This window comes from Arthrobacter sp. MYb23 (assembly GCF_002979775.1).
GTDB lineage: Bacteria > Actinomycetota > Actinomycetes > Actinomycetales > Micrococcaceae > Arthrobacter.
In genome coordinates this window covers 26956-51832 of record NZ_PCPR01000015.1, presented here as the reverse complement: position 1 = coordinate 51832, position 24877 = coordinate 26956, and the positions used below count along the sequence as shown (strand labels likewise).

General features: G+C 62.3%; 22 protein-coding genes, 3 tRNA genes and 1 riboswitch. Of the genes, 12 read left to right on the top strand and 13 right to left on the bottom strand.

Annotated features, from left to right (window positions below):
* Window positions 1-43: 43 nt before the first annotated feature.
* Window positions 44-991, bottom strand: coding sequence for a formimidoylglutamase (gene hutG / locus CQ020_RS15405; RefSeq protein WP_105692643.1), 948 nt, complete (start codon window positions 989-991; stop codon window positions 44-46).
* A 98-nt stretch (window positions 992-1089) separates the two neighbouring features.
* Window positions 1090-2532 carry an NCS2 family permease gene (locus CQ020_RS15400; protein ID WP_105692642.1) on the bottom strand — a complete coding sequence of 481 codons (1443 nt, stop codon included), beginning with the start codon at window positions 2530-2532 and terminating at the stop codon, window positions 1090-1092.
* Between the two features lie 114 nt (window positions 2533-2646).
* On the opposite strand from CQ020_RS15400, the gene CQ020_RS15395 reads away from it, so the two are divergent.
* Together CQ020_RS15395 and CQ020_RS15390 are read left to right on the top strand one after the other, a co-directional pair.
* The gene (locus CQ020_RS15395) at window positions 2647-3273 is read left to right on the top strand and encodes a copper resistance CopC family protein (RefSeq protein ID WP_105692641.1); all 627 of its coding nucleotides are present in this window, start codon (window positions 2647-2649) and stop codon (window positions 3271-3273) included.
* A gap of 150 nt (window positions 3274-3423) precedes the next feature.
* Window positions 3424-3615, top strand: a riboswitch (cyclic di-AMP (ydaO/yuaA leader).
* A gap of 3 nt (window positions 3616-3618) precedes the next feature.
* Window positions 3619-4413 (top strand): NlpC/P60 family protein, encoded by a 795-nt coding sequence (locus tag CQ020_RS15390; RefSeq protein WP_105692640.1) that lies wholly within the window; start codon window positions 3619-3621, stop codon window positions 4411-4413.
* A gap of 250 nt (window positions 4414-4663) precedes the next feature.
* Here the strand turns inward: CQ020_RS15390 and CQ020_RS15385 are convergent, their stop codons facing one another.
* Window positions 4664-5356, bottom strand: coding sequence for an FAD-binding protein (locus CQ020_RS15385; RefSeq protein WP_105692639.1), 693 nt, complete (start codon window positions 5354-5356; stop codon window positions 4664-4666).
* A 418-nt stretch (window positions 5357-5774) separates the two neighbouring features.
* Here CQ020_RS15385 and CQ020_RS15380 point away from each other — a divergent pair, with 418 nt between their 5' ends.
* Window positions 5775-6812 carry a universal stress protein gene (locus CQ020_RS15380; RefSeq protein ID WP_105692638.1) on the top strand — a complete coding sequence of 346 codons (1038 nt, stop codon included), beginning with the start codon at window positions 5775-5777 and terminating at the stop codon, window positions 6810-6812.
* A gap of 19 nt (window positions 6813-6831) precedes the next feature.
* Window positions 6832-9645 carry a PEP/pyruvate-binding domain-containing protein gene (locus CQ020_RS15375; RefSeq protein WP_105692637.1) on the top strand — a complete coding sequence of 938 codons (2814 nt, stop codon included), beginning with the start codon at window positions 6832-6834 and terminating at the stop codon, window positions 9643-9645.
* Window positions 9646-9657: 12 nt separating this feature from the next.
* Here the strand turns inward: CQ020_RS15375 and CQ020_RS15370 are convergent, their stop codons facing one another.
* Window positions 9658-10578: a cation diffusion facilitator family transporter gene (locus tag CQ020_RS15370; RefSeq protein WP_024819257.1), complete on the bottom strand. Its 921-nt coding sequence runs from the start codon at window positions 10576-10578 to the stop codon at window positions 9658-9660.
* A 10-nt stretch (window positions 10579-10588) separates the two neighbouring features.
* Entirely contained in the window at window positions 10589-11089 is a 501-nt protein-coding gene (locus CQ020_RS15365; protein WP_105568166.1) for a metallopeptidase family protein, read from the bottom strand.
* A 91-nt stretch (window positions 11090-11180) separates the two neighbouring features.
* Between CQ020_RS15365 and CQ020_RS15360 the strand changes: the two genes are divergently transcribed.
* Complete coding sequence (locus CQ020_RS15360) at window positions 11181-12104, top strand: carbohydrate kinase (protein ID WP_105692636.1); 924 nt, start codon at window positions 11181-11183, stop codon at window positions 12102-12104.
* Here CQ020_RS15360 and CQ020_RS15355 read toward each other — a convergent pair.
* Window positions 12101-13090, bottom strand: coding sequence for a DMT family transporter (locus CQ020_RS15355; protein WP_105692635.1), 990 nt, complete (start codon window positions 13088-13090; stop codon window positions 12101-12103). The genes CQ020_RS15360 and CQ020_RS15355 overlap by 4 nt on opposite strands.
* Before the next feature lie 316 nt (window positions 13091-13406).
* Between CQ020_RS15355 and CQ020_RS15350 the strand changes: the two genes are divergently transcribed.
* The 3 genes from CQ020_RS15350 to CQ020_RS15340 all read left to right on the top strand — a co-directional run bounded on the left by CQ020_RS15350 (window position 13407) and on the right by CQ020_RS15340 (window position 13759).
* Window positions 13407-13479, top strand: a tRNA-Glu gene (locus CQ020_RS15350).
* 84 nt (window positions 13480-13563) lie between these two features.
* Window positions 13564-13637, top strand: a tRNA-Asp gene (locus tag CQ020_RS15345).
* Between the two features lie 46 nt (window positions 13638-13683).
* Window positions 13684-13759, top strand: a tRNA-Phe gene (locus tag CQ020_RS15340).
* A gap of 181 nt (window positions 13760-13940) precedes the next feature.
* On the opposite strand, the gene CQ020_RS15335 is transcribed toward CQ020_RS15340, so the two are convergent.
* The 4 genes from CQ020_RS15335 to CQ020_RS15320 form a co-directional block, all read right to left on the bottom strand.
* Window positions 13941-15548 (bottom strand): FG-GAP-like repeat-containing protein, encoded by a 1608-nt coding sequence (locus CQ020_RS15335; RefSeq protein WP_258141908.1) that lies wholly within the window; start codon window positions 15546-15548, stop codon window positions 13941-13943.
* A gap of 389 nt (window positions 15549-15937) precedes the next feature.
* Window positions 15938-16888 (bottom strand): PKD domain-containing protein, encoded by a 951-nt coding sequence (locus tag CQ020_RS15330; RefSeq protein ID WP_258141907.1) that lies wholly within the window; start codon window positions 16886-16888, stop codon window positions 15938-15940.
* 2 nt (window positions 16889-16890) lie between these two features.
* On the bottom strand, window positions 16891-17565 hold the full coding sequence (locus tag CQ020_RS15325; RefSeq protein WP_105692634.1) for a DUF6318 family protein: 675 nt from the start codon (window positions 17563-17565) through the stop codon (window positions 16891-16893).
* A 111-nt stretch (window positions 17566-17676) separates the two neighbouring features.
* Entirely contained in the window at window positions 17677-18057 is a 381-nt protein-coding gene (locus CQ020_RS15320; protein WP_024818458.1) for an RNA-binding S4 domain-containing protein, read from the bottom strand.
* Window positions 18058-18312: 255 nt separating this feature from the next.
* Here CQ020_RS15320 and CQ020_RS15315 point away from each other — a divergent pair, with 255 nt between their 5' ends.
* Window positions 18313-19704: an MATE family efflux transporter gene (locus tag CQ020_RS15315; protein WP_105692633.1), complete on the top strand. Its 1392-nt coding sequence runs from the start codon at window positions 18313-18315 to the stop codon at window positions 19702-19704.
* A 21-nt stretch (window positions 19705-19725) separates the two neighbouring features.
* On the opposite strand, the gene CQ020_RS15310 is transcribed toward CQ020_RS15315, so the two are convergent.
* Together CQ020_RS15310 and CQ020_RS15305 are read right to left on the bottom strand one after the other, a co-directional pair.
* A complete protein-coding gene (locus CQ020_RS15310; RefSeq protein ID WP_105692632.1) occupies window positions 19726-20829 on the bottom strand; it encodes a sulfite oxidase in 1104 nt (367 codons plus the stop codon).
* A 164-nt stretch (window positions 20830-20993) separates the two neighbouring features.
* On the bottom strand, window positions 20994-22028 hold the full coding sequence (locus CQ020_RS15305) for an aldo/keto reductase (protein ID WP_105692631.1): 1035 nt from the start codon (window positions 22026-22028) through the stop codon (window positions 20994-20996).
* A 298-nt stretch (window positions 22029-22326) separates the two neighbouring features.
* Here CQ020_RS15305 and CQ020_RS15300 point away from each other — a divergent pair, with 298 nt between their 5' ends.
* Both CQ020_RS15300 and CQ020_RS15295 read left to right on the top strand, forming a co-directional pair.
* Window positions 22327-22818 carry a flavin reductase family protein gene (locus tag CQ020_RS15300; RefSeq protein WP_024818448.1) on the top strand — a complete coding sequence of 164 codons (492 nt, stop codon included), beginning with the start codon at window positions 22327-22329 and terminating at the stop codon, window positions 22816-22818.
* 64 nt (window positions 22819-22882) lie between these two features.
* Window positions 22883-23386, top strand: a complete 504-nt coding sequence (locus CQ020_RS15295; RefSeq protein ID WP_146116694.1) for a hypothetical protein — start codon at window positions 22883-22885, stop codon at window positions 23384-23386.
* 7 nt (window positions 23387-23393) lie between these two features.
* Here the strand turns inward: CQ020_RS15295 and CQ020_RS15290 are convergent, their stop codons facing one another.
* Entirely contained in the window at window positions 23394-24245 is an 852-nt protein-coding gene (locus CQ020_RS15290; protein WP_105692629.1) for a hypothetical protein, read from the bottom strand.
* Between the two features lie 136 nt (window positions 24246-24381).
* On the opposite strand from CQ020_RS15290, the gene CQ020_RS15285 reads away from it, so the two are divergent.
* On the top strand, window positions 24382-24837 hold the full coding sequence (locus CQ020_RS15285; RefSeq protein WP_105692628.1) for a YchJ family metal-binding protein: 456 nt from the start codon (window positions 24382-24384) through the stop codon (window positions 24835-24837).
* The last annotated feature ends 40 nt before the right edge of the window (window positions 24838-24877 follow it).

The window sequence follows — 24877 nt, the reverse complement described above, 5'->3', positions numbered from 1 at the left end:
CAGGCTAAGTGGAAGAGGACGGCTGGAAAAGGGGCCGGGAAATCTAGGCAAGCAAGGTGTTGACCAACCGGGCCGCAACCTTAGCTGTCCTGGAATCAATATCGAACTCCGGATTCAGTTCGGCGATGTCCACATGCAGCAACTTTCCGCTCGCAGCCACCTGGCGGCAGATCGCGCTAATCACGGGCAGAGGCACGCCATACGCGGCAGGCGCGCTCACCCCGGGAGCCACCGACGCCGGCATCACGTCAAGGTCGATGGTCAGGTACAGGACGTCCACTCCTGCCAGGAATTCAGTGACGAATACCTCTGCGGCTTCGGGCGAGCAGAGTTCATCGAGCAGGTACTTCACGCCCAGCCGGTTGGCGGTATCGAAGAGCGTTCGTGTGTTGTTCGGTTCTGAAATTCCGACGACGGCGTACTGCAGTTCGCGCCCAGCGGCAGCTTCCGCGTGGGCCATCTGCAGGAACGGAGTGCCCGAGCTCGGCGTGGGTTCATCACGCAGGTCAAAGTGGGCGTCCAGGTTCAGCACACCCAGCCGCTTGCCGCGCACCGTTTCAGAGCCGGCCACGCCAAGGTAGCTGGCGAACGCGGTTTCGTGGCCTCCGCCCAGCACCACGGTGAGGTTTCCGGCGTCGAGCAGTCCCGAAATGGCGCGTCCGGCGCGCTCTTGGCCCGCTTCAAGTGAGTCGTCCTCCACAACCACATCACCGGCGTCGAACACGTCACGGTCTAGGTGGAACGCCAGCGGACCAAGCGCCGATCGGATGGCGGCCGGAGCTTTGGCCGCGCCTGCACGGCCCTTGTTGCGGAGGACGCCGGCGTCGCTGCAGAAACCAAGCACGACGGCGGGACGCGCGCCTGCTGCGGCGGCTGCGGACGTGTGCGGCGTGATGGCCTGCCACCAGCGGCGGTGCTCGGCGCCGTCCCCATCAAAGCGGCCGGTCCACGGCGCGGGAATGACGTCTACGGTGGGGGCGCTTGTTTCCATGCTTCAAGCACACCCGAACACGCCGGCGAAAACCAGCGATCCAACCCCGGGAGTGTCTGAAACTCCGGACTTCCCCCTCTCAGGGACCCGGCGAGCGTTTACTTGACGCCCAGCAGCTCTTCCACGGTTCCGATGCCGAAGAACAGCAGGAAGGCAGCAGCCACAGCCCACATGAGCGGGTGGACTTCGCGGGCGCGGCCCTGGAAGGTGCGGATCAGGACGAAGGAGATGAAGCCTGCGCCGAGGCCGTTGGCGATGGAGTAGGTGAACGGCATGAGGGCGATGGTCAGGAACGCGGGAATTCCAACGCCCCAGTCCTGCCAGTCAATCTTGCCCACCTGGGAGACCATCATGAAGCCCACAACCACCAGTGCGGGGGCAACGGCTTCGAAAGGAACCAGGTTGATCAGGGGAGTGAAGAACATGGCCACCAGGAAGAGCGCACCCGTGACAATCGAGGCGAGTCCGGTCCGTGCGCCTTCGCCGATTCCTGCGCCGGACTCCACGAAGATCTGGTTGGATGAAACAGACGCGCCGCCGCCCACGATCGCTCCGAGCGCGTCCACCTGGAGCACGCGGTCCACGTTGGGGATGTTCCCGTCCTCATCCACGGTTCCGGCCTCGTTGGCCAGGCCCACCATGGTGCCCATGGCGTCGAAGAAGATGCTCAGGAGGATCACGAACGCCAACAGAGCTGCAGCGATGAAACCGAGGTGCTCAAAGGCGCCGAACGGGTTTGCCTTGCCTATGAGGGACAGGTCCGGTGCGCCCCATTCGGTGAGCGTGGGGGCCACCAGGGACCAGCCGCGGGGGTTGACGTTAGTGCCGTCAAAGCTCGGGCCAATGTGGAGTGTGAATTCGAGGATGGCGGCCAGTGCCGTGGACACGACGATGCCGATCAGGATGGCACCCCGGACCTTGCGTACCACCAGGGCAATGGTCAGGATCAGGCCCACTGCGAACACCAGCGTAGGCCAGCCCAGGAGCTTGCCGTCCACGCCCAGTCCCAGCGGAACAGTGGTGCCGGCGGCGTCGGGGATGCGGCGCACAAATCCTGCGTTGACCAGGCCAATCAGCGCAATGAAGAGGCCAATGCCCACAACGATCGCCGTCTTGAGGGCCTCCGGAACGGCTTTGAACACGGCTGTGCGGAATCCCGTGAGCACCAGGATGAGCATGGTGACGCCGGACAGCACCACCAGGCCCATCATGTCCGGCCAGGTCAGCCCCGGATGCGAGGCGACCGTGACCGCCACGAACGCGTTGACGCCCAAGCCCGTTGCCACAGCGAACGGGTGCTTGGCCCATGCCCCCATGAGGATGGTCAGAATGCCGGCCACGAACGCGGTAGTGGCTGCTACGGCCGTGAAGCCGAGGGACGCTCCGCTCGAATCAGGCCCGGAGAGGATCAGCGGGTTCAGCACCACGATGTAGCTCATGGCGAAGAAGGTCGCGAAGCCGCCACGGATTTCCCGCGAGTACGTGGATCCGCGTTCGGAGATCTTGAAGTAACGGTCTACTGCAGAACCTTGTTTAAGCATGGAGGACTCCGGTGATCGAGGGGAGTTTGCTCTCAAATCCTATGTGGTCCGGTGCAGGCCCTCCCAACGATTCGCCTAGTCTGTAAGGAAGCCAACACTAGGAGAAACCGCCCCATGCGTACCATCCGCCCGCTTCTGGCCGCCGTCGTCGCTGCTCTTGCCTTTGCTTCCGCCCTGCTGTTTTCCGCGGTGCCGGCATCCGCGCACGACGTCGCAGAATCAACCACGCCAGCCAACGGTGCCAGCGTGGCGGAAGTCCCGGCGTCGGTCTCCATTACGTTCAACAACCGCCCCCTCGCCATTGGTTCCGGCGTAACCGTGACGGCCGGCGGCGAGAATTGGGCGGACGGTCCGGTCGAAATTATCGACAACCAGGCCGTTCAGAAGCTTCGCGAGGGCGCCCCCGCAGGCGAGTTCACGGTGGTTTGGCGCGTCGTCAGCTCCGATTCGCACCCCATCGAGGGCACCTTCACTTTCACGGCCGCCGCGGCAAGCTCGACGACGGCGAGTGGTACGGCAGGTGCCTCACCGGCGGCGTCAGCTTCGGTCCCCACCGCGGGCACCGCGGCGCCCGGCACCGCCAGCAACAATGAGCCGGCCGCCGAAGCCTCCCAGCCATTCCCGTGGAGCATCGTGGGGCTGGCTGTGGTGGCCGTGGGTCTCGTTATTTATCTCGCTGTTACCGCACGGAGGAAATTGGCGGCTTCAAACGACTCGGATGCCGATACTTCCGCGGAATAACAAGGTTTTCTACGTAGCTGCGAATATCTCGAATCGGTCACCGCGACACGCCAGAAGCCCACTTCCCGTTACTTAAATGTGACTTCGGGGGAATCATCGCGTACGGTAGTACCTGTGCCTGTTCCACGTAGCGGGCACTTCCGGCCTGATTGCCTAGCTCTGCCGCAGTCCGGAATCCGTTCGCAGACAAACCTACGGCAGAGACGGGGAACCCAATTTAGGCCGCTTTCGAGCGTGCCTTGGGGTGAAGCCACGAAGCTTCCGCTGAACAGCGGGGGATAGTGGCCGGGTGACTCCCATCCGAATCCGACAGCTAACCTCGCAGGCATCGGGAGAGGCTCTTTCATGTCTTCACGCATTCTTCGCGGCCGTCGTAAGGCGGACAGCGTACGTCCTAATCCGTTCATCTCCATTTCGAAGGCAGTCGCCAGCAACGCTTCAGGTGCTGGTCGTCAGGCAGCTGTTATCGCAGCAGCCTCGGGCCTCGTTTTGACCGGTTCCATTGCTGCTCACGCAGCTGAGACCCCGGTTCAGCGCGATTCCAGCCCCGCAACGGTCGCTGAGACCGTCTCCGAGGCACCCACCAAAGTTGTTACCGCTCTGTCGACGGCTACCGTCAACTTCGAGCGTCCCGCCGTTGCTTCCGTAGCAGCTCCGGTCATCGAAAAGCCGGCTCCTGTTGTTGAGGCTCCCGTAGCCAAGAAGGCAGCCGTCACCACCGCTGCTGCAACAGCTCCCGTCGCCGCCCAGGCTGCGGTTGCTGCTCCTGTGGCTGCCGCACCGGTTGCCGCTGCTCCTGTAGCTGCTGCCCCCGCCGCTGGCGGAGTCAACGCAGCCATGGTTGCTTCGGCTTACGCACAGATCGGCATCTTCCAGGACTGCACCGCCATGGTCGAGAAGGCCCTTGGCTCCGCAGGCATCCCGGTAGGCGACCTCGGTCCCATGCAGTTCATGAACTACGGCAAGGTCGTTAGCGATCCCCAGCCCGGTGACATGATCGTCCAGTCCGGCCACGTTGCCATCTACATCGGCAACGGACAGGCCATCAGTGGCGGCATCAACGGCAACCAGACGGGCATCCACCCGATCAGCTGGTTGACCGCAACGGGTCCCCTGACCTACGTACGCGCTGGCGCATAAAGCCTCACGCTTCAGATCAAAGGCCGGTGCCTTCGAAGACCAACGTCTTCGGAGGTACCGGCCTTTGGCGTTAAGTTCTGTTCGGAAAAGTTCAGTGCGGGACGTGCGACGCCGGATCGGCTGGCTCTGGGGGGCGGGGCGCGGGACGTGCGACGCCGATCGCGGGACGTGCGACGCCGGATCAGGCGGCCTGCGGGGTGATTGTTGGACCTGAGGGTGCGGCTGCCCGGGGCTTGCCGGTTGTGATCCGCTAGGCGATGGCGATGCCGGGACCCGGCGGCAGCGCAACCTTTGTAGAGATCGCCTGGCCCACTGCCTTGGCTTGCCGCAGCACTTCCTTGGGGGACGGTGTGATGAGGTCCCCGACGCCCACAAGGTGCATGCCCACGGCTCGCATGGCCGCGGCAAGATTCTGGCCCACAGCTATGCCAAGTTCGGCAAGCATGCGCCGCAACTGGCTTTGGGCGCAGCGTGTCACTACTACGTGGTCTGCCAGGAGGACGCCATGGGCTGTGTGGACCGCCCACTGTCGGGGATTCGATTCGAGGGGGCCGGATGCATGGAGCCCGGTCCTCAGGCCCGCCGTAGTCATGCTGGCCACCAAGCCATATCCGATCTGCCGGGAGGGATCTGACCCCAGAAAATCAAGGCGGACGGCACGGGTGGTGTTGCGAACGTCCAGGTGGTGGCTGGCGGCGTAGTTCCGCAGGTGGCGGAGGATCTCATTGCGTTCCTGCATTGCTGCGGGATCTGCGGAGTCAGTACGTTGAAGCATGCCTGTATGGACGGGCGGTCCTGAAGCGGACAACGCCCCGAACCCGTCCACAACGATTGAACCCACGCCGTAGCGGCTGAGTTCGCTGGCAACTGCCAAGCCGGACAGTCCGGCTCCGATGACCACGGTGGTGGTGCGTTCCGTGGCGGAATCAGGCGTGAGTGACACTGCTTGGTTCCTCCTTGACGTGTGTGCCTTATGGCAGCGCGTGGGATCGCGTCCGAGTTCCCCAAGCGGCCGCAAATAAATGGCCGGGGCGTGTGTTGTGAGACACCCTTGCCGGCCATTCGGTGACTCGAACACTACCGAACTTTTTCGGCCATGGATAGCCTCTTTGGCTGCGCGTTTGGTCTGTTCGTCGGGAGCGCAATAACGACGGCCGGGAACCGAGCCCTGACCGTTATGCACATAGGCCAATGTCGTCTTGATTCGCCACTGCTGACCGAGAATAGTGAGCATTGGGAGCAGGAATTTCAGAGTTTCTCCTGCCCCTGCCATTGACAATGGCACAGTTAGGAAGTTCTACGCCGGGAACCTCTGGCAGAATAGCCGGAACATCAAGCAGTAGGTGGAGAGGCAGGCCCCCATGGACCAGCACGGTAGACACAGTGAAGAGCCACAGGACGGTCAGGACCAGGTTGTGGAACCAGGTGGCATTGTCGTCGGAGTGGACGGTTCAGAGCATGGTCAGTGTGCCTTGGTTTGGGCTGCACGGGAGGCCGAACGCCGTCAGCTTCCGCTGCATATTGTCACGGCTTACTCCGTGCCTATTTTTGCGGCCTCCGGCTTGGATGGCGGCTATGCAACAGTAGACGATTCCGTCATCCGCGAGGGCGCGGATGCGATCGTTCGCCAAGCCCTGGACAAGGTCTCCGGATATGCCATCGACGTTGATGCATCCGTGGAAAACGGCGACGCCGCTGGTGTCCTGTTGGACCTTTCCGAGGATGCTGCGCTGCTTGTCTTCGGCAGCCGGGGACGCGGTGGGTTCGTCGGACGTCTGCTGGGCTCGGTGAGCAGTGCCTTGCCTGCACACGCCAAATGCCCCACGGTGACGGTACCGCTCTATTGCGCCGACAGGCTGGGCGAGAACACCGAGGACAAACACATCAAGGCCGAGCACGCCAAGACCGGGCCGCGGACTGTGGAAAATATGGTTGTCGTAGGCGTTGACGGCTCCGAACAAGCACGCGTTGCCGTGCTCGAAGCTGCCGAGCAAGCCCAGCGCATGGGAGCCAAGCTCCGCGTTATCTGCGCTGTTCCCCAATACAGCGGTTCCCTGGCCTGGGTTCCGGCCCCGTTGGACCGTGAAGCGCTGTTTGCGGATATCAGGGTCCAGCTTGATGCGGGTGTTGCGTGGCTCAGAAGCCACTTCCCTTCACTGACCATTGAGACGGATCTCCGTGATGGCTCGCCGGTTGATGTTCTGGTTGAATCAAGCCGCAGCGTCGAATTGGTGGTTCTGGGTACACGGGGCCGCGGTGGATTCGCGGGAATGCTGCTGGGTTCTACATCGGACGGAGTCCTGCACCACGCCAAGGGCCCCGTGCTGGTTGTTCCGGACCGGGAGGATCCTCGCTTGGCTGACCGCCACAAGTTCGGGCCCATGCTCGGCGCTGCCTGAGTCGGCGCCCGTTTCGTCCATGGACAAGAAGCAGCCTGGGGAGCCGGCGCAGGATCGTGGCGACGGCCGTGGAGCTTCCGATTCCGTGCTCGTCATGGACATCGCCGAAATCCGTGGATCCATGCTTCCGGTGGTCGGTGGCAAGGCCGCTAATCTGGGCGAGTTAACCAGCGCGGGGCTGCCTGTGCCACCGGGATTTTGCCTCACAACAGCTGCGTACCGTCAGGCGCTCGTGGCAACCGGCTTGGAGGAAGTCTTCGCGGCTTTGAAAGAGGCCAGCACCCCCGGCTCGGAAGCCTCCGGCTCGCAACCGGGTGTGGACTCAGCTGGCTTGGGCCGGTTCAGTGAGATTGCCGTCCGTGCCCGGTCTTTGGTTCTCGACGCCGGGGTGCCGGCCGGGATCGCAGAAGCGGTGAGATCGGCGTACGAGGCATTGGGCCATGACGTCCCCGTGGCTGTCAGGTCTTCGGCCACGGCCGAGGACTTGCCGTTCGCGAGCTTCGCCGGACAACAGGACACCTTCCTGAACGTCGTAGGCGTGGACCCGGTCCTGGACGCCGTGAGCCGCTGCTGGGCCTCGCTCTGGACAGACCGTGCCGTGACCTACCGGACCACCAACGGGATTGACCATGCCACGGTGGCTTTGGCCGTGGTGGTGCAGGAGATGGTGGACTCCACTACGGCCGGCGTCATGTTTACCGCCAACCCCGTGACGGGGAATCGCCATGAAACCGTCATTGATGCCAGCCCTGGCCTGGGGGAAGCGGTGGTTTCCGGTGCCGTGAATCCGGATCATTACGTGGTGGAGCCCCGACGCGGCGAGATTGTGAGCAGGACCCTGGGGGACAAACACGTGGAGATCCGCGCCCTTCCAGGCGGCGGCACGGAACGTCTTGAGCGGAGTCACCAGGCCTTGCTTGATGATCCGGCTCCTCAGCCCTGCCTCAGTGACGGCCAGGTCCTTGCGCTCGCCACGTTGGGCCGTGAGGTCCAGGAACACTACGGCGCCCCACAGGATACTGAATGGGCCATCGACGCCGCAGGAAAGCTGTGGCTCACCCAGGCCCGGCCCATCACCACCCTTTACCCGCAAACCACCCGAATGCCTCCTGCTACGGGGGAGCACGCGTTCCTGAACTTCAGCCTCGCACAGGGCCTCACCAGGCCTTTGACGCCCATGGGTTTGGCCGGTATCCGCCTCATCGCATCCTGCGTCGCCAAGACTGCTGCGTTCGATGTACCTGATCCCAGGTCCGGTCCTCCACCGTATTATGAGGCCGGTCAGCGCATATTTTTCGATCTCACAGCGGTGCTGCGGAGCCGGGTCGGGCGGGCAATCGTTCCGCGGGTTTTCGATGTCATGGAGGCTCGCTCAGCCACACTCATGCGGGGTCTCTTTGATGATCCACGGTTCACGGTGATCACTAAGACGCCCCTGAAGCTGATTCGCCATGTGGGGCCGGTTGCGGCTAAGTACCGCGTCCCCGGGTCCGTGCTCCGCGGACTGTTCCGGCCAGCTGCGGCGATGAAAAGGGTGGAACGCATCAACGCGGAATTACGCACCACTTTGGCTGTGCCGAGGGAAGCAACCTCCCATCAGCGGCTCGGCCACGTTCAGAGAATCCTGGGAGATGAAGTCTTCGCCACCGTGCCGCAGGTGCTGCCTCTTCCTGCGCTCGGATTCGCCATGCTGGCGCTGGTGAGCCGTATTCTGGGCGGGCAGGCGCCCTACGATCAACTCCAAACAGTGATCCGTGGCCTACCCAACAACGTCACCACGGAGATGGACCTGGCTTTATGGCAGCTCGCCTCGGATATGCGGAAGGATCCCGACGCCGTGGCCTCCATGGTTGGCAGAACGGCAGTGGAACTGGTTGAACAGTATCGGGAAGCGGACCTCCCGCCGGTTGCACAGTCCGGCGTGGAAGCGTTCCTGCGCTCATATGGACACAGAGCCGTTGCCGAGATCGACCTCGGAATGCCCCGCTGGTCGGACGATCCCACCCACATCCTCGGGGTAGTGGCGAATTATTTGAGGCTCGGGGAAGGGGCGGAGACCCCGGATCGACAGTTCATCCGGGCAGCCCGTGAGGCCGATGAGCAGGTGGCCCGTTTCGTGGCCCGCGCCAGGGCGAAGAGTCCACTTCATGCCGTGATCGTTCGCACGGCTCTGGACCGGACGCGGAGATTCGCCGGCCTGCGCGAGTTACCTAAGTACAACCTCGTCCTCGGATTGTCGGCCGCGAGGGAGCAACTGCTCCTGGTCGGGAACGAGCTTGCGGCAGCGCACCGGATTGAAAGTGCGGAGGACGTCTTCTTTCTGGACCTCGACGACGTCGAGGTCGCCTTGGCGGGGGATGACCTACGCGACGTGGTTGCGGACCGCCGCGCGGTTTATGAACAGGAACTCCGCCGCAGGCACATTCCCAGAGTGCTCTTGTCTGACGGGACAGAACCCGAGGCTACGGCCGGCGGAAGTGGCGGCAAGCAGGGCCCTGGCACCGCGCCCCCAGGAACCCTGTCCGGCAGTCCGGCGTCGGCAGGTCTGGTGTCTGCACCTGCGCGGGTCATCATGGATCCGGTTGGCGCCCACCTGGAACCCGGGGAAATCCTCGTGGCACCGTCAACGGACCCTGGCTGGACGCCCCTGTTCCTCACTGCTGGAGGGCTGGTCATGGAGATGGGTGGCCCTAATTCCCACGGCGCTGTGGTGGCCCGTGAGTACGGCATACCTGCGGTGGTGGGCGTCCCCGACGCAACCTCGCGCATCAGAACTGGACAGCACATCACCGTTGACGGCGCTGCCGGAACGGTCAGTACGGACAACCCCTGAAGGCCGAAAAGATCAGGCGTGCTGGTGCGACTCGTGCTCCGAGTGGCTCACGGGCTCCAGCTGGAAAGTACAGTGCTCGGTATCGAAGTGCCGGCCCAGGCAAGAGCCCAGTTGATCGAGGATGCTGTCCGCACCCGTGGCGTTGAGGACCTCATCCTCCACCACCACATGGGCCGAGAACACGGGCACCCCGGAGGTGATGGTCCAGATGTGGATGTCGTGGGCCTCCACCACGCCGTCGACAGCCAGGATGTGCTCGCGGATCATGTTGACGTCCACGCCCTTGGGAGTGGCTTCCAGGAGTACGTCCACCACGTCCCGTAACAGATGCCAGGCCCGCGGAATGATCATCAGGGCGATCACTACCGAGGCGATGGGGTCGGCGGCGCTGAATCCCGTGGTCATGATCACGATTGCCGCCACGATGACCGCGATGGAGCCGAGGAGGTCGCCCAGGACCTCAAGGTAGGCGCCGCGGACGTTGAGGCTTTCCTTCTGTGCCCCCTGCAGGATCAGGAGTGAGACGAGGTTTGCCACCGCACCCAAAATGGCGGCCCACAGCATGACGTCCGTGTGGATTTCCGTGGTCTCGCCGAAGCGCCGGATGGCCTCAATCATGATCACCACGGCGATGACTATGAGGATCAGGGCGTTGGCCAAGGCAGCCAATACCTCGGCCCGCTGGTATCCATAGGTCCGCTGGTCGCTCGCCGGACGGGTGGCGATCCACGCCGCCATGAGGGCGATGAAGACTCCAGCGGCGTCCGAGAGCATGTGGCCGGCATCAGCCAACAGGGCCAGAGAGCCAGACACGACGGCGCCAACCACCTGGATGCCCACCACGCCTAAGGTGATGGCCAGGACGGCGATAAGCCGCTTCCGATGCTTGCCGGTTGCTGTGACTCCGTGGGAGTGGTTGTGGTCGTGCCCCATGCCTATAAGGCTAGCCCCAGCCGAGCTCATGCAGGCGGTCGTCGTCTATCCCAAAATGGTGAGCTATCTCATGCACCACGGTGATAGCCACCTCATCAATAACCTCCTGGCGGGTGCTGCAGATGTTCAGGATGGGCTGACGGAAGATGGTGATCCGGTCAGGGAGGGAGCCTGCCTCCCACCAAGAGTCGCGTTCGGTCAACGGAACTCCCTCGTAGAGTCCCAACAACACGGTGTCCGGATCTTCGCCGGGCTGTGGCGTGTAGTCGTCCTCGATGAAGATCGCCACGTTGTCCATGGCGCTGGCCGCTTTGGGTGGGATCAGCTGCAGGGCGTCACTGACGGCTTCCTCAAAGTCCTCGGGCGACATCTCGTAAGGCCCTGACAAATGGGCTTCATCACCGGGCCTGTTTTCGACAGGACTGTGCACTGCGTTCCGTTCCCCGAGCGGCGAGGAAGGGCGCTCGCCGTCGGGAACTATTGGCAGGCCGGGAGGAAGATTCGCGGGCATGATTCGACTTTAGTCCGCGAACGCAGCAATGGCTCCGTGTGTGATGGGAGATACTGAACTCAATCCTCCTTTCGACAGACACAGGAACCGCATGACCGGCACCGCTTCCCCCGCACCTGAGCCCCTCGACGTCGTCGTTGTGGGTGAGGCATTGATCGACATCGTCCAGTCGGCGAACGGGCAGAAGGAATACCCCGGCGGTTCGCCGGCAAATGTCTCCTATGGCCTTGGGCTTTTGGACGTGAAAACGGGCCTGCTGACAGCGATTGGCCGCGACGCACGGGGTGATGCCATCGCTGCGCACCTACAAAAAGCAGGTGTGGTGTTGTTGCCCGGATCCATGTCCGCAGGCAAAACGGCGACGGCGACGGCCCGGATAACCGCCGATGGTTCCGCGGATTACACCTTCGATATCGACTGGGCGCTGGCTCCACTGGCTTTGCCCTATGCGCCCAGAATCCTGCACACCGGCTCCATTGCCACCTTCCTGGAGCCGGGTGCAAGCGTTGTCCGGAGCTTGCTGGAGCAGGCCCAGGGCGGCTGCATGGTCACGTACGATCCCAACATCCGCCCCGACCTTCTTGGAAGTCACCACGAGGCACTCTCATTGTTTGAGGAAATAGTGCCCTTGACGGACGTCGTTAAACTCAGCGGCACCGACGCCCGGTGGCTCTACCCGGGCAAGGCGCTTGAGGACACGGCGAACCATCTCCTGGCCCTTGGTACGGGGCTTGCCGTGGTGACCCAAGGGGTCAATGGATCGCTCATGGCCACCAAGCACATACAGCTCAACGTCCCGGCTGTCCCGGCAACTGTGGCGGACACCATCGGCGCTGGCGATTCCTACACCGCAGCCCTCATCATGGGGCTGCTGCTGCGTGGCAGCGACGGACTTGCGCCGACCGTGCTGGAACGGATCGGAACCATTGCCTCCATGGCCGCTTCCATTGCCGTTGGCCGGCCAGGTGCCAACCCGCCCACGCACCGCGAACTTCTGATGGGCATGGCCCGCTAGCTTCGGGGCTGGCTGGTCTGGCGGGGCTGTCGGGTTTGGCGGGGCTGTCGGGTTTGCCGACGAGTTAATCCGACCCCGATCAGGCAGATTACGCCGCCGATCAGTCCCCAAATGGTGGGGATCTCCTGGAGGACTGCCCAGGAAATCAGGATGGTGGTACCGGGCACCAGGTACGTGGTGGCGGCCAGCTTCCCGGCCGAGATCAAGGACAGAGCGTACGCCCAGGTGGTGAAGGCGATGGCTGTGGGGAAGATGCCCAAATACACCAGTCCCAGTGTCGCGGGGAGCGGTGCCGCCTGGACCTCGGAGATCAGCTGACCCGTCCATGGGAGGCAGCAGATCGCACCCACCATGATGCCGAACCAGGTGGCCTGTCCTGCCGTGAACTTCCGGAGCACGGGCTTCTGCAGGATCGCGCTCACGGAGGCGAGCACAGCGGCAAGCAAGCACAACAGCACACCGGCGACGTCCGCCGTCGAGCGCTGTCCTGAACCCAAGGCAATCATGGCGACGCCGCAGAACGCCACGCCGCTGCCGATCAGCAGCCAACGCGGGAACCCCTCCTTGAGGAAAATGCCCGCAAGAATCGCGATGAGAATCGGTGAGACGTTGATCAGCATGGCGCTGGTGCCGGCGTCGAGCATGTGTTCCGCGGCGTTCAGTGCCACGTTGTAGCCGCCGAACCACATCACCCCGTAAGCCACGATCGGCACCCATTCCCGGCCGCTCGGCCAGACCTTCAACGTCGGCAGCACCACGATTCCAAGCACGACGGCGGCAACCGCCAACCGTCCAAGCGTCAAGGAACCGGGGGAGAAGCTGGGTCCGACTGCCCGGATGCCCACGAAGGCCGAAGCCCACAGGACCACCGTGATGATGACGGCTGCGATGCCGAGTTTGCTGATGGCTGCTCCCGGCGCGGGGGTGGTGCGCGGGGATGAGCCCGGGGAGGGCTGGCCGGGTTCGGCCGGGGTGGTGGTTGTCATAGGGCAAATGTATCCGGCACGCAGCCGGGGCGGCTGGCGGTTTTCGGACGCGTCAGGACAAGATCCTGCCAATGTTGGGCTGCAGCCCCCTAGGAAGTCCGCCGAGGGGTGAGCTCTCGACCCTTTGAGTGCTTCTTCCCCTTGAGATCCCGCCCCTCGGCGGTCACCCGGTTTGTGGTCCGCGACACTGCGCAAACCTCGATTTGGGAATATCGCCATCTATGCTCTAAAGTTTTAGAGTCCAGTTCGGACGAGCGAGACACGGAAAGAACGCGTAGAGCGTCCCTTTTCTTTGCGAAATCCGAATTGAGTTCAGGCCCCCATCGTCTAGCGGCCTAGGACACCGCCCTTTCACGGCGGCGGCACGGGTTCGAATCCCGTTGGGGGTACGCAAGGAAGTGGTAAATCGGATGAAAAAAGTCTGGTAAGCTAGAAGCCTTGAAAAAAACGCGGTAGAGATACTGCAAACGCAAGGCCCTGTAGCGCAGTTGGTTAGCGCGCCGCCCTGTCACGGCGGAGGTCGCGGGTTCAAGTCCCGTCAGGGTCGCTCTGAGCGCTGAAGAAATTCGGTTCTCAAGGTGACATGTCACCTAGGCTCTGTAGCTCAGTTGGTAGAGCGTTCGACTGAAAATCGAAAGGTCACCGGATCGACGCCGGTCGGAGCCACCACTGGGAAGCATCAGTTCTTCGGAACTGGTGCTTTTCTTCTTTAACGCAATTGGCAGGGTTTGCCTCGGGGGTTGTAGGACAAAACGGTGTAGGTCCCGGGACCATGGAACCGCTGGTAAAGTCGTTGCGCCGGCACCCGGGGACGGGTGCCGGCGTCGTTTTGTTACTTCCCCTGAAGCCTCTAGAGGACGGGGCTCATGGCGTTCCAGCCGGAGCCCACCCGGACTTGGGGAAGCCAGCCGCCTTTGCCGTTGCCGGGGTACATCCATAGATTTCCTGCCCCGTCGCGGGCTAGGAGGTCGGCGTAGCTGTCGCCGTTGAAGTCACCGGGGCCGGTCAGCTCTGACATGGCGTTCCAACCGCAGCCGACCTGGACTTGGGGGAGCCAGCCGCCTTTGCCGTTGCCGGGGTACATCCATAGATTTCCTGCCCCATCGCGGGCAAGGAGGTCCGCGAAGCCGTCGCCGTTGAAGTCACCGGGTCCGGTCAGAGCAGACATGGCGTTCCAGCCGGAGCCCACACGGACCCGCGGCAACCATCCACCCGTACCGTCACCTGGATACATCCACAGGTAGCCGACCGCATCACGGGCAAGGACATCGGAGAAACCGTCGCCGTTGAAGTCACCGGGCACGGTCAGCTCGGACATGACATTCCAGCCCGTGCCAACTTGCCGCTGGGGGAGCCAGCCCCCGGTGCCGTTACCGGGGTACATCCACAGGTTCCCTGCCCCGTCTCGGGCCAGTACGTCCGCGAAACCGTCGGCATCCCGACCCTGCGGAGCCTTCGGGTCCGGCCACTTGCTGTCCATAACGATGACCTTGTCCAGTTGCTCCAGCAGGACTTTGTCATGCACCGTGTCGACGACCATTCGGCCACGCCCGAGGGTGAATTTCCCGAGGCTTTCAAAACGGCCGTCCCTCTCTGCTGTGAGCTCATAGCCGCTCTCGTTGCCCCCAAGAGACTTCGCGAAGAAGAACGTCCGCGTTTCGGCGTCGTAAGTCAACATGCGCGCTCTATCGCTATTGGGAAAGAAGTCCGGGAACTGGGTTACTTTGCCGTCCTTGTACTCCGCCACGTTTTCCATATTCCAGAACAGGAGCCGATTTTCCACTGGATCGAAGGCAAGGGGGCCTATCGTGGGCAGCGCACCCCAGACTTCTTGCGTCGGGATGCCGTTGACGATGGGTTGGATCGCGCTGTACACCCATCCGCCGCCGCCGGTCCCTGCCTCGACCAGAACATAAGCGGTGTGAGTCATCGAATCGACCACCAGGTCACTCGGAAACGGGCCGGTGGGAACCGTGCTTGTGACACTTCCGCCGTTGATGAGGGCTACGCTGGCCCCGTCTATCTGTGCGACGTAAGCCGTGTGGGTACTCGAATCCACGGCCACGTTATGTGCTCCCCAGCCGACAGGTACCGTATTGGTCACCGATGTCCCCTTGATCACGACGACCTTGTCCCCTGTCGTGACGTAGACCGTATGATCACCGGAATCGACCCCTATCCGGCGTGCTGTTCCATCAATCGGGATGGTGGCCGTGACTGTGGTGCCGTTGATGACAACGAGTGAATAGGTGGTCGGCATCACTTGTGACTGACCCTTGAGGACGTATACGGTACCGCTCGTTTCATCGACCGCCATATCGATGATTTCTCCTCCGACCTCGATGGTGGCAGACACCGGATACGGCACTTCCGCCGCGAAGGCGATACTTGAACTCCCCAGCAAGAGAGCTGTCAGGACTGATAAGGCGCAGGCGCGCAACAGGTTCTTTCGTCTCATAAAGCACGACTCTACGGACGCGAATTTCACATCGATGAGATCGCGTTGCAATGTACTAAACCCGCCGGAAATCCGTCGTTCAACAGCTCGGGGTTCGCCGGGTACGGCTTTCTTCAAGTCTGGCGTCCGCGTTCTCTGAGAATTCAGTAGACCCAAATTAGTGGGCAGGCGCAGCCCCCACTTGGCTGTCAGCTTGCCACCAAACACTAAGGTGACAGCCGGGTGAAGCTGTGCACGTTTTGACCATCGCCCCCCGCGTTCGCTGAAGTGACCTTTAGCGTCTCTGAGAGCGCGGGCATCATCCGCGATGAACCCACCAAGACAACGACCATGACCTACATCTGTGGTCTCGCTGACGGAGTTGGCAAGTAGACGCGTGAGGACTGGGCTTAGTCGCTATTGGTGCCGGGGCAGCCCCAGGAGTTGGGGTTTTCTTGGCAGGTGTCTGCGACGAGTGCTTTTTCTGTTTTCCAGACGTGGATGGTTTTGGCCGGTGTGGTGATGTCGAGGGTGCCGTTGATGGGTAGCGGTGGTCCGTTGTTGACGGAGTAGGTGCCGGTGAAGCTGGTGGTGAGGGTTGCTGGGTAGTTGCCGGTGTTTGTGTAGATGTGGCTGGTGCGGGTCTCGTTGCTGAGCCATTCGGTTTCGGGGATGGGGTAGCCGGCGGCGGGTGTGGGTCCGAGGGCGGTGCCGTCGCCGAAGCTGTAGGTGTGGTTGGCGGGTGCGGCGGTGAGGTGGACTGTTTGGCCGAGGATGGTGAGGTCGAAGGCCTGCTCACCTGCGGTGGTGTAGAAGTTGGTGGGTCCGCCTTTGAGGGTGTGGGGGAAGGGTTGGGCTTCGAGGTTTCCGGGGTTGACGGGGAGTTGTCGGAAGTCGTCGAGGATTCGGGCGGCGATGTTGGCCAGGACATTCTCGGGTTGGGGGTCGTAGAGGCAGGTGGGGCCGCTGACTGCTGGGTAGTCGGTCCAAGTGGGATTCGTGATGGATTTCGGAGCCTGCCGCCAGATCACGGGGGTGCCTTCTTCTCCGTCAGGTGTCTTGGCCGGGCATTCCATGGTGAGGCACCCTCTGTCGGGCGTGTCTGTTCCGCCTGCCCGGCAATGAACGTCGGCCATGTACTGATTCGGGTCCTCAGAACCCGCGCTGCTGCCTTCAACGAACAGTGTAAAGCTGCCGGTGGTGGGGTCTCTGGTCCACTGGGACGCACTGAGGTTCAGCCCATTGTCGACGTACCCAATGTCTATCTTTGGGTCTTTGGCACTGGCGATTCCGCATTGCATCGTCAGTGCCATGAAGGTGGAAGCGATAAGAGTGACGCTGACACGCTTGAGAGTCTGCATAGCTAACGGATCAAGCCAAGGTCGGTCAGTAGCCACCGCTGGTTCTCAAACCTCAGGGCTGCTCGACTTGCTGAATTCGTTGCGGCTGTGGGGTCCTGATAAAGCGATCCGTCAGCCACCCTGATTTCAATGGGTTCTTGGATGACCTGCACGACGGCGACTTGGGTGGAGATTGATGGATCGAAGTCAGTCTCAATGGTCGCTGACTTGATGGTTGCCCCGGTGATCCACCGCCCGTCCAGCCAAGCGCTCTCCACACCCCTGCGGAGGGACGCACATAAGGCGCATGTCGGACTACTGAGGGGCGTCAGTTGGTCGGTAGAACCCGTCTCGTAGCTGTAGCTCAGCTGCGCGTACCAGTACCCAATAAACGCCTCCAGCCCGGCCTTCGAGTTCTCCTTCGCCAGCTCTGGCATCACGGGAACGGGCACGTTCTGCGCCTTCCCCATCGCGTCAGCGGGTTTGTAAACAGCGGCTGCAGTAGGAATGGCAGTAGCCGAAGCCGCCGGAGCCGAAACGCTCGAGGTGGGCGACGCCGTCGTCGAGCTGGTCTCTGAAGGTGAGGCGCTCGGTGCGGAGCCGCCCTGGCAACCGCTCAGGAGGACGATAGCGGTCAGGCCAACTACAGCTCTTCGGAACTGAACAAAAGGAAAATGGGCAAACGAAAGGCGTGACATGACAGGCTCCCCAGCAGCTGTTTGGCGGTGTGCCGGTCAGTCTAGGCCGGGAACGGGCAACCATTCATGTCAGAAAATGCGGCCTGTGGATAACCATCAGTGAGGGTCCGCCTAGCCCCGCAGCTTCTCCATATCCCGGCGGTCCTTCTTGGTGGGTCGGCCGGCGCCGCGGTCGCGCTGGGGGAGTCCGAGTTTAGGGGCGACGGGGCGCGGGGGAGTGTGGTCGGTGAAGCAGTGGGACGCGGCTTCTGCCCCTACCCGCTTCGCGATGAGTCGCCGCACCTCAAGGATCCGCTCCCAGCCTGACTCCCGGACGCGGATGGTGTCTCCAATGATCACGCTCTGCGATGCCTTAACCGGGTTCCCGTTGACGCGGATGTGCCCGGCCCGGCAGGCGGCGGTGGCAGCGGAACGGGTCTTGTAGGCACGGATCGCCCACAGCCAAGCGTCGACTCGGACGTTGGCCGGGGACGAGGACGGGATGCTCATCATTGAATTGTCGCCGATATCCGGGATGTGTGCACGGCAGACCCAGTTTTAAGGCGTCAAGGGCGCCGGGTGGGCCCGTGAGAAACGAACCCAATGAATGTGACTTGCAGCAATTCAGCATTTTCGGTATGCCTGCCGTAATCCGATGAAGCGGCATTCTGACGTAATTCCATATCACCAGAAATGTCGATCAAAGTAATTTTGGTAAACCTCTGGGAAGCATGAATAGGCAAATAATGTGTGTTAGCTTGTGGCGTAATGTCACAACGAATCAGTTCAACGGAGGACCCGGCGGCATCGAGCGCTGCTGCCCACACTGTCCTTTCTCCTCGGACGTTCGCTTCCCTGGCCGGGACCATGTTTGCAGTCGATCTCCTGAGCGCCGGAAATGGAGCTATCGACCTGGCCTTTGTGGCCCCTTTTGGCGCCCTCATGGTGGCCGGCATAGGTTTGGGCGATCTCGTGACCGCGCTCTTTATGGCCTTCTTCGCGGGAATCATCGATGTTTTTGCTGTGAAATTGGCTCGCGCCGAAGGGCGGAATCATGCCAGCAGGTTATTGCCTAAATTGTTTGCCGCGCTGCTGATCGTTGCTGCCGTTTGGACTGCAGCCGGAATGGTGGTCACCCGGGTTGTTCCCCTGATCTTTGACGTTGTAGGTTCCGAGCCTGCTGTGGCTGCCATAGCCACCGATTACTTGACCGTACGCATGGTGGGCATTCCCTTCACTTTGGCTCTGGCCGCCGTTTCGGTCACCCTCCGCATCGTGGGGCGACAACGCCCTTCGATTGTCCTCATTGTCGCCGTGTTCGTGTTGAATGCGGCGTTCAATGCCGCCTTGGTTTACGGCCCGATAAATGTGCTGGCAGCCAACCCGGTGATGGCGGTGGCCATCGCGACGGTGATCGCTCAGGTTCTCACTGCTGCCTGCGGGGTATTTGTCCTCGTGCGGCATTTCTCCCGAGGTCGTGGGGAAAGGGTAGGTGAGACTGATCAACCCCGGATCATCCCGCTGACCCGGGAGATGTTTGTAACAAGCCTCGGTGTCGGGTTGAGGCAAATGAACAACTACGCCGCGGCCGTGGTGCCCTTCATGCTCATCAGCCGTTTGGACGTAGCCACTGTTGCCGCGGCAGCGGTGGCTACGAGGATCTGGACTCTCTACTGTCGGGTTCCCCAGGCGACGCTCAGCGCTGTTGGTGTATTTGTTGGGTACTCCCGGGGCAGAAGCCAGCAGGACGCCCACGCTGTGGTGCAACGTTCGCGTAAGTATGTTGTGTGGCCCAGTTTCATCGCAGCGGCTGGTGTGGCGGCCGCCGTGCCCGTTCTTGCCAAGGTCTTGGGCGGCAATGAGGTTGACGTCGGATTGGTGTGGATACTGACTGCTGCCTATCTCATCGCAGTACCCGCCTATGTTGTAGAGAATTTGTGCGGGGAGATCTTGACGGTGGAACAGCGGGCGTCGTGGCTCTCCCTGCCATCAACCGTCGTCACTTATTTGATAACCATCCCGATTGCCATCCTCGGGATCTTGGTGTGGGAATCGGCGATGGTTGCCGTTGCCTCCACAGCTGTGGCATCGCTTCTTCTTGCCGTGAGGTACAGCATGCGGACAAGGCAGCTCGGCTATCGGCTAATCGGGAGGTTCTGAGTGGCGCGTCTGACCACCTGGCTACCGCACCGTCACCTCAATCACTTGCGCCATGTTGTTCCCGATGCCCTGGTAGTTCCACACCTGTCCAGTGGGCTGGAGCGCGCCTGTGGAATCCATGGCCCTACACCGCAGGATGTGCTCACCGGGACTCGCGACCCACACCATGGACCACGACCGCCAGGCAAAGTCGCCCAGAGCCGGTTCGAGGTGCGCTGGCATCCACTCGCCGTCGATCCCCACCTCCACGCGATCCACCTCGCCGTGCCCGGACCATGCGCGTCCGTGCAGCATCACGGGGCCAGCCTCCACCACGCGCCGCCGAGTGTAGAAGTCCGGAATTCCGGGCGGAATCATCAGGGAACGGACGCGAATATGGGATACGGGCAGCCCCGGCCCATCAGGTCCTTGAAGGTAGTGGTACGCGACCGCCTGCTGGAAGCCCATGAACCGGGACGTCACAGCTTCGATCGATGTCAGCCACTTCACGCTCGCCATGCCGTACCAACCAGGCACCAGCAACCGCAGCGGAAAGCCGTGCTGAATAGGCAGCGGACTGCCGTTCATGGCGTAGACCAGCATGACTTCAGGATGCATGGCTTCCGCAACCGACAGGCTGCGCGCGTACGGTTCCTCGACGCCGCCTTGGATGCCGTTGTCCGCACCGGTGAAGACAAGTTCGACGGCGTCACTCGCCAGGCCTGCTTCCTCCAGCAAGGGCGCCAACGGGGTTCCGGTCCACTCCGCCGTGCCCACGGCACCGAGAACCCAGGGTTGGCTGACGGGACGCGGCTGCAGAAGCGACCGCCCGTTTCCGGCGCATTCAAGAGTGACGGGCATGGTGACGGCGGGCCGGGCTTTGATGTCCGCAAGACTTAGCTCGAGGCTCCGGTCAACGGCGCCCCCGAGTCGAAGCCGCCATGTCTCAGCGGAAACGTGCGGGATGTCGAAATGGATCAGCAGGTAATGCAGCCCCGCCGGCGTGATGTCGTCGTGCAGGGCCTCGAGGGGCATGGAATGGTTGCGCCCGGACAGCTGAAGTTCTTCGTGGGTCAGAGGGCCTTCGGTCGGCTGCCCTGGGTTGGCAGCTTTCGTTGCTCTTTGCTTGACGTGGTGTTTGGACATGGGACGGCGGCGTTCTACTGGAAGCTAAACGCTGCGGAGTGCCGCAGCACCTAGGTCAAGGATCACGCCGCGGCCGAACCTGCGTCAATACCTTGTTGTGGGGCCCGCTCTGCGCGCCTAATCAGGAGCAACGGACGCAGAGGAGGCCTCACAACGCAAGGCGGCTAACGGCGTCGTAATTCCGGGTACTCAAGGTGCGGGGCAACTGTTCCGGCGTCGCGCTCCAGGAAGTTCACGGCCGGGGCCACGATGTCGTCAATTTCGTCGAGGACCGCCTCGCTGAGCACCACATCTGCGGCCTTCAAGTAATCGGTGAGGTGATCCTCGGTCCGCGGTCCGATGACCACGCTGGTCACCGCCGGGTGGTTCAGGGCGAAGGCGACGGCTAGCTGTATCAGGGTCAACCCATGGCGTGCCGCAAGCTGGGCGAGGGCATCAGCTGCGTGCAGCTTGCCTTGGTTAAAGGGCGCGTTGACGTCGAAACGGCCCGGAACCGCGGCCGATCGCGAACTCTCCGGCTGGCCCCCGCCGACGCGATAACCGCCAGCCAGCCATCCGCCGTCGAGCGGTCCGTAACTCAAAACCCCGACGCCGTATTGCTGGGTAATGGGGAAAACGTCGCGTTCGTTGGCGCGCACCAACAGCGAATAGGGAACCTGGTCCACAACGGGCGGCGTCAGGTGGTTGGTGTTGGCGATCCACTGGGCCTCGACAAGCTGGGCCGGGCTGAACACGGACGTGCCGTAATAGAGAATCTTGCCCTGGCGGATGAGGTCGTTGAGCGCGGTGATGGTCTCAAGGAGATCGGTGTTGTAGTCCGGACGGTGCGCTTGGTAGAGGTCGATCCTGTCCGTGTTCAGCCGCCTCAAGCTGTCCTCAACAGCCCGGACGATCCACCGGCGTGAGTTGCCGGCGTGTGCCGGGTTGGAACCCATCTGGCCGTGGAACTTGGTGGCCAGGAAAACGTCGTCGCGCCGGCTGTGGATGGCCTGGCCAACCACAGTCTCGGCTTCGCCCTGGGAGTAGATGTCTGCGGTGTCAACGCTGGTGATACCTGCGTCGAGGGCGGCCTTGATGATGCGGATGCTCTCGGCAGGACCCGTCGGAGCGGCGCCGGTGCCGAAATTCAGGGTGCCCAGCGTGAGGGGGCTGATCAGGGCGCCAGTGCGTCCAAGCGTTCGTAGCTCGTTGAGGCTCATGTCGGCTTCCTGTGGTGGGACAGTGCTGGTGTCTGGTGGGACGGTTTTGGTGTCCAAACCTGAGTCTGGTCATGGACGGGATGTTCAATCGAGGCTACACACGCCCGCCGGAGCCATAAACGCAAGCGGTAGAACTTCTTCGTTTTTCGTCTTGCGAGGTAATGGAACAGGCCTTACTTCGCGATATTTCTTGACACGCAGCAACACAAATGTCTTGCGGATCAACAAATATTGCTGTTCCCGGAAGCAGGTGAATTATGGGAAGGGAACTCAAGAAACGCACGAAGGGGACAGCGGAATGACACAGACCACAGTGGAAGAAACGGCGGCCATCAAGGCAGCATTTGCGCAGTTCCCGTCCGGAGTTGCTGCCTTCAGCGCGATGGTGGATTTCACGCCGGAAGCGTTGGTGGCATCCTCCTTTACGGTGGGGGTGTCACTCGAGCCGCCACTGGTGATGTTCGCGGTGCAGAACTCCTCCACAACCTGGCCGAAGCTCCGCCAGGCCCAGCGTTTGGGCGTTTCGGTGCTGGCCGAGGGACAGGAAGCGGCGGCACTCCAGCTGGCCTCCAAGACCCGTGACCGTTTTGCTGGTTTGGACACCAGCGTGAGCGATTCTGGTGCGGTGCTGATTGACGGCGCCGTGTTGGGCTTCGAGTGCGAAGTTGTGTCTGAGACGCCCGCCGGGGATCACGCGATCGTCGTTCTGGAGGTCAAAGCGACCACCATCAACCACGAATCCAAGCCGTTGATCTACCACGGTGCCGCTTTCCGGCAGTTGGCCGCCTGACTGGTCCCGCGACTCGTGGTGTAGCCCTATGGCGTCCTGATGGGCAGCTATTTAGAGTTGACCCATGGAGACCGATCGTTCGCCTTCTCTTCTGAAGATGGCGGTGATCCTGCCACTGGCTGGCGGCATTATTGTCGCTGCAGCCGTGGCCATAGCGTCCCGCCTTCAGCTGTCTGAGGGGCGTCCAGGGGTGCTCATGGTGACCGTTCCTGTGCCGGCGCTCGTCCTGCTGCTTGTCGCTTTGGCCGCTGCCTGCAGAGCTCGATCCTTCCGCTTTGGGCTATTGACCGGACTTTGGGCCCTCCTTGCCAGCTTTGTAGCTTTGCTGGCTGCGCTAGCTGTGGAGGGTCCGGTATGGATGGCGCGTTACGGAGTGTTCATGCTCGACGGCGACCCGCCCCGGAACTCCGCCAGCACCGTTGACGTAGTTATGGACCTTTTCTCCACGGGGATGTGGAGTGGCCATCTGTTTCTGTGGGTACCGGCAGTCCTCATAGGCGCTGGGCTGGGTGCTTGGATCGCCGGACGCATGTCATCGCTTGGCCAGGCCCGGCAGTTGGCCGCCTAGCCGGGAACTACGAGTTGCGGCTGGCGCTGCTCAGCGAACCTTTTCGAATCGGGCTCGGAGATTTTCCATTCTTGGAAGTGTCCGGGCCTGGTTTCTTGGCCCCATTGCCCGAGGTAGGGATCTTTGCATCGCCGGTCTGTGAGGGTCCGTGATCCGGCCTCTTGGGTGGGAAGTCCGGACGCTTGGGAGCCGGCGTTTGGCCGTTGGAGGATGGCGTCGGCTCGTCAAGGTCGCGGACAGTGACCTTGATGGACGGAGGCTGTTGCGCTTTGGCGCGTTCGGCCGCACGTTCGTCTGCCTCGGCCACAGCGTCCGCCCAGTCCTTCGCCAGGACGGGCGGTTCCTTGGCAGCCGCAACAACAATCGGGTGGTGCGCAGTCTGATGTTCCACCACTGACTTGACCTCAGCAGGTTTGGGCAGATTGCGGGGGTCTACTTTTGCCTTCCACGTGCCTTCCTTCAGCGCGGAAGTTGCACCCGAGAGCCGCCGTCGGGCATCTCCCAGGAAGTCCCGCTTGGGCGCAACTGGAGCGGAAGGTTCGGAAGCGGAAGCAGCAGCTGGAGCCGTTTCAGCAGCTGGCACGAAGGCGGGCTCCGTCAACGCGGCCGGCACGAATTCGTCGTCGGCAGCGGGATCAGGCACGTGTGCAGGGTGTTGAGGGAGACGAACGATGGGTGTGGTGGCCTTCTTGGGGAAGATTCCCACCATGGCCAGGAGGATGATCGAGATTAGCCGTCCGACTCCGGCGATCACCAGAGTGATGATGACGATCAACCCGAGGCCCAGGAACATCAGGACCGCGAGTCCCAGTGTCCCCAAATACGTCAGGTTGATGGCGAGTGTTGTCGGATCCTCCACGTTAGCCTCCCCTGGCCGTCGTTTTGTGATGCGCCCAATGCCCACCCAGCTTGCATCTATAGCCTAAGGTCCAGCACCGACGGAATCACACCCCGCCCCACACTCTGGCGGGGTTGTTTCGAAGCTGTTATATGACGTGGGAAAATATGTTGCCCAGCTCTCATTTTTCGCCTCAGATTGGGACCCCGTGACCCCTGATTCAGCCCGGCTCCGCAACGGCGCCTGCCCCTGCCTTTCCGGCGAGCAGTACGACGACTGTTGCGGACGCTTTCACCGCGGCGACGCCCATGCGCCAACGGCCGGGCAGCTCATGCGCTCCCGTTACTCGGCCTTCGTGGTCCTTGATTCCGGCTACCTCCTGCGCACCTGGCACGCCTCCACGCGTCCAGCGTCAATGGACCTCGATTCGGACATGGAATGGCGCAGGCTGGACATCGTTTCGACGTCGGATGGTGGCCCGCTGGACACAACGGGAACAGTGGAGTTCGCTGCGCACTACAGGCTCGACGGCGAACGCGGCGTCCAACGCGAAATCAGCCGCTTCGTCCGGGAAGACAAGCGCTGGTTCTATGTGGACGGGGACGCGCGCTAGGTGCGCTCCTTCCCAGTTGCCTCCGGATTGCCCGGCGGCG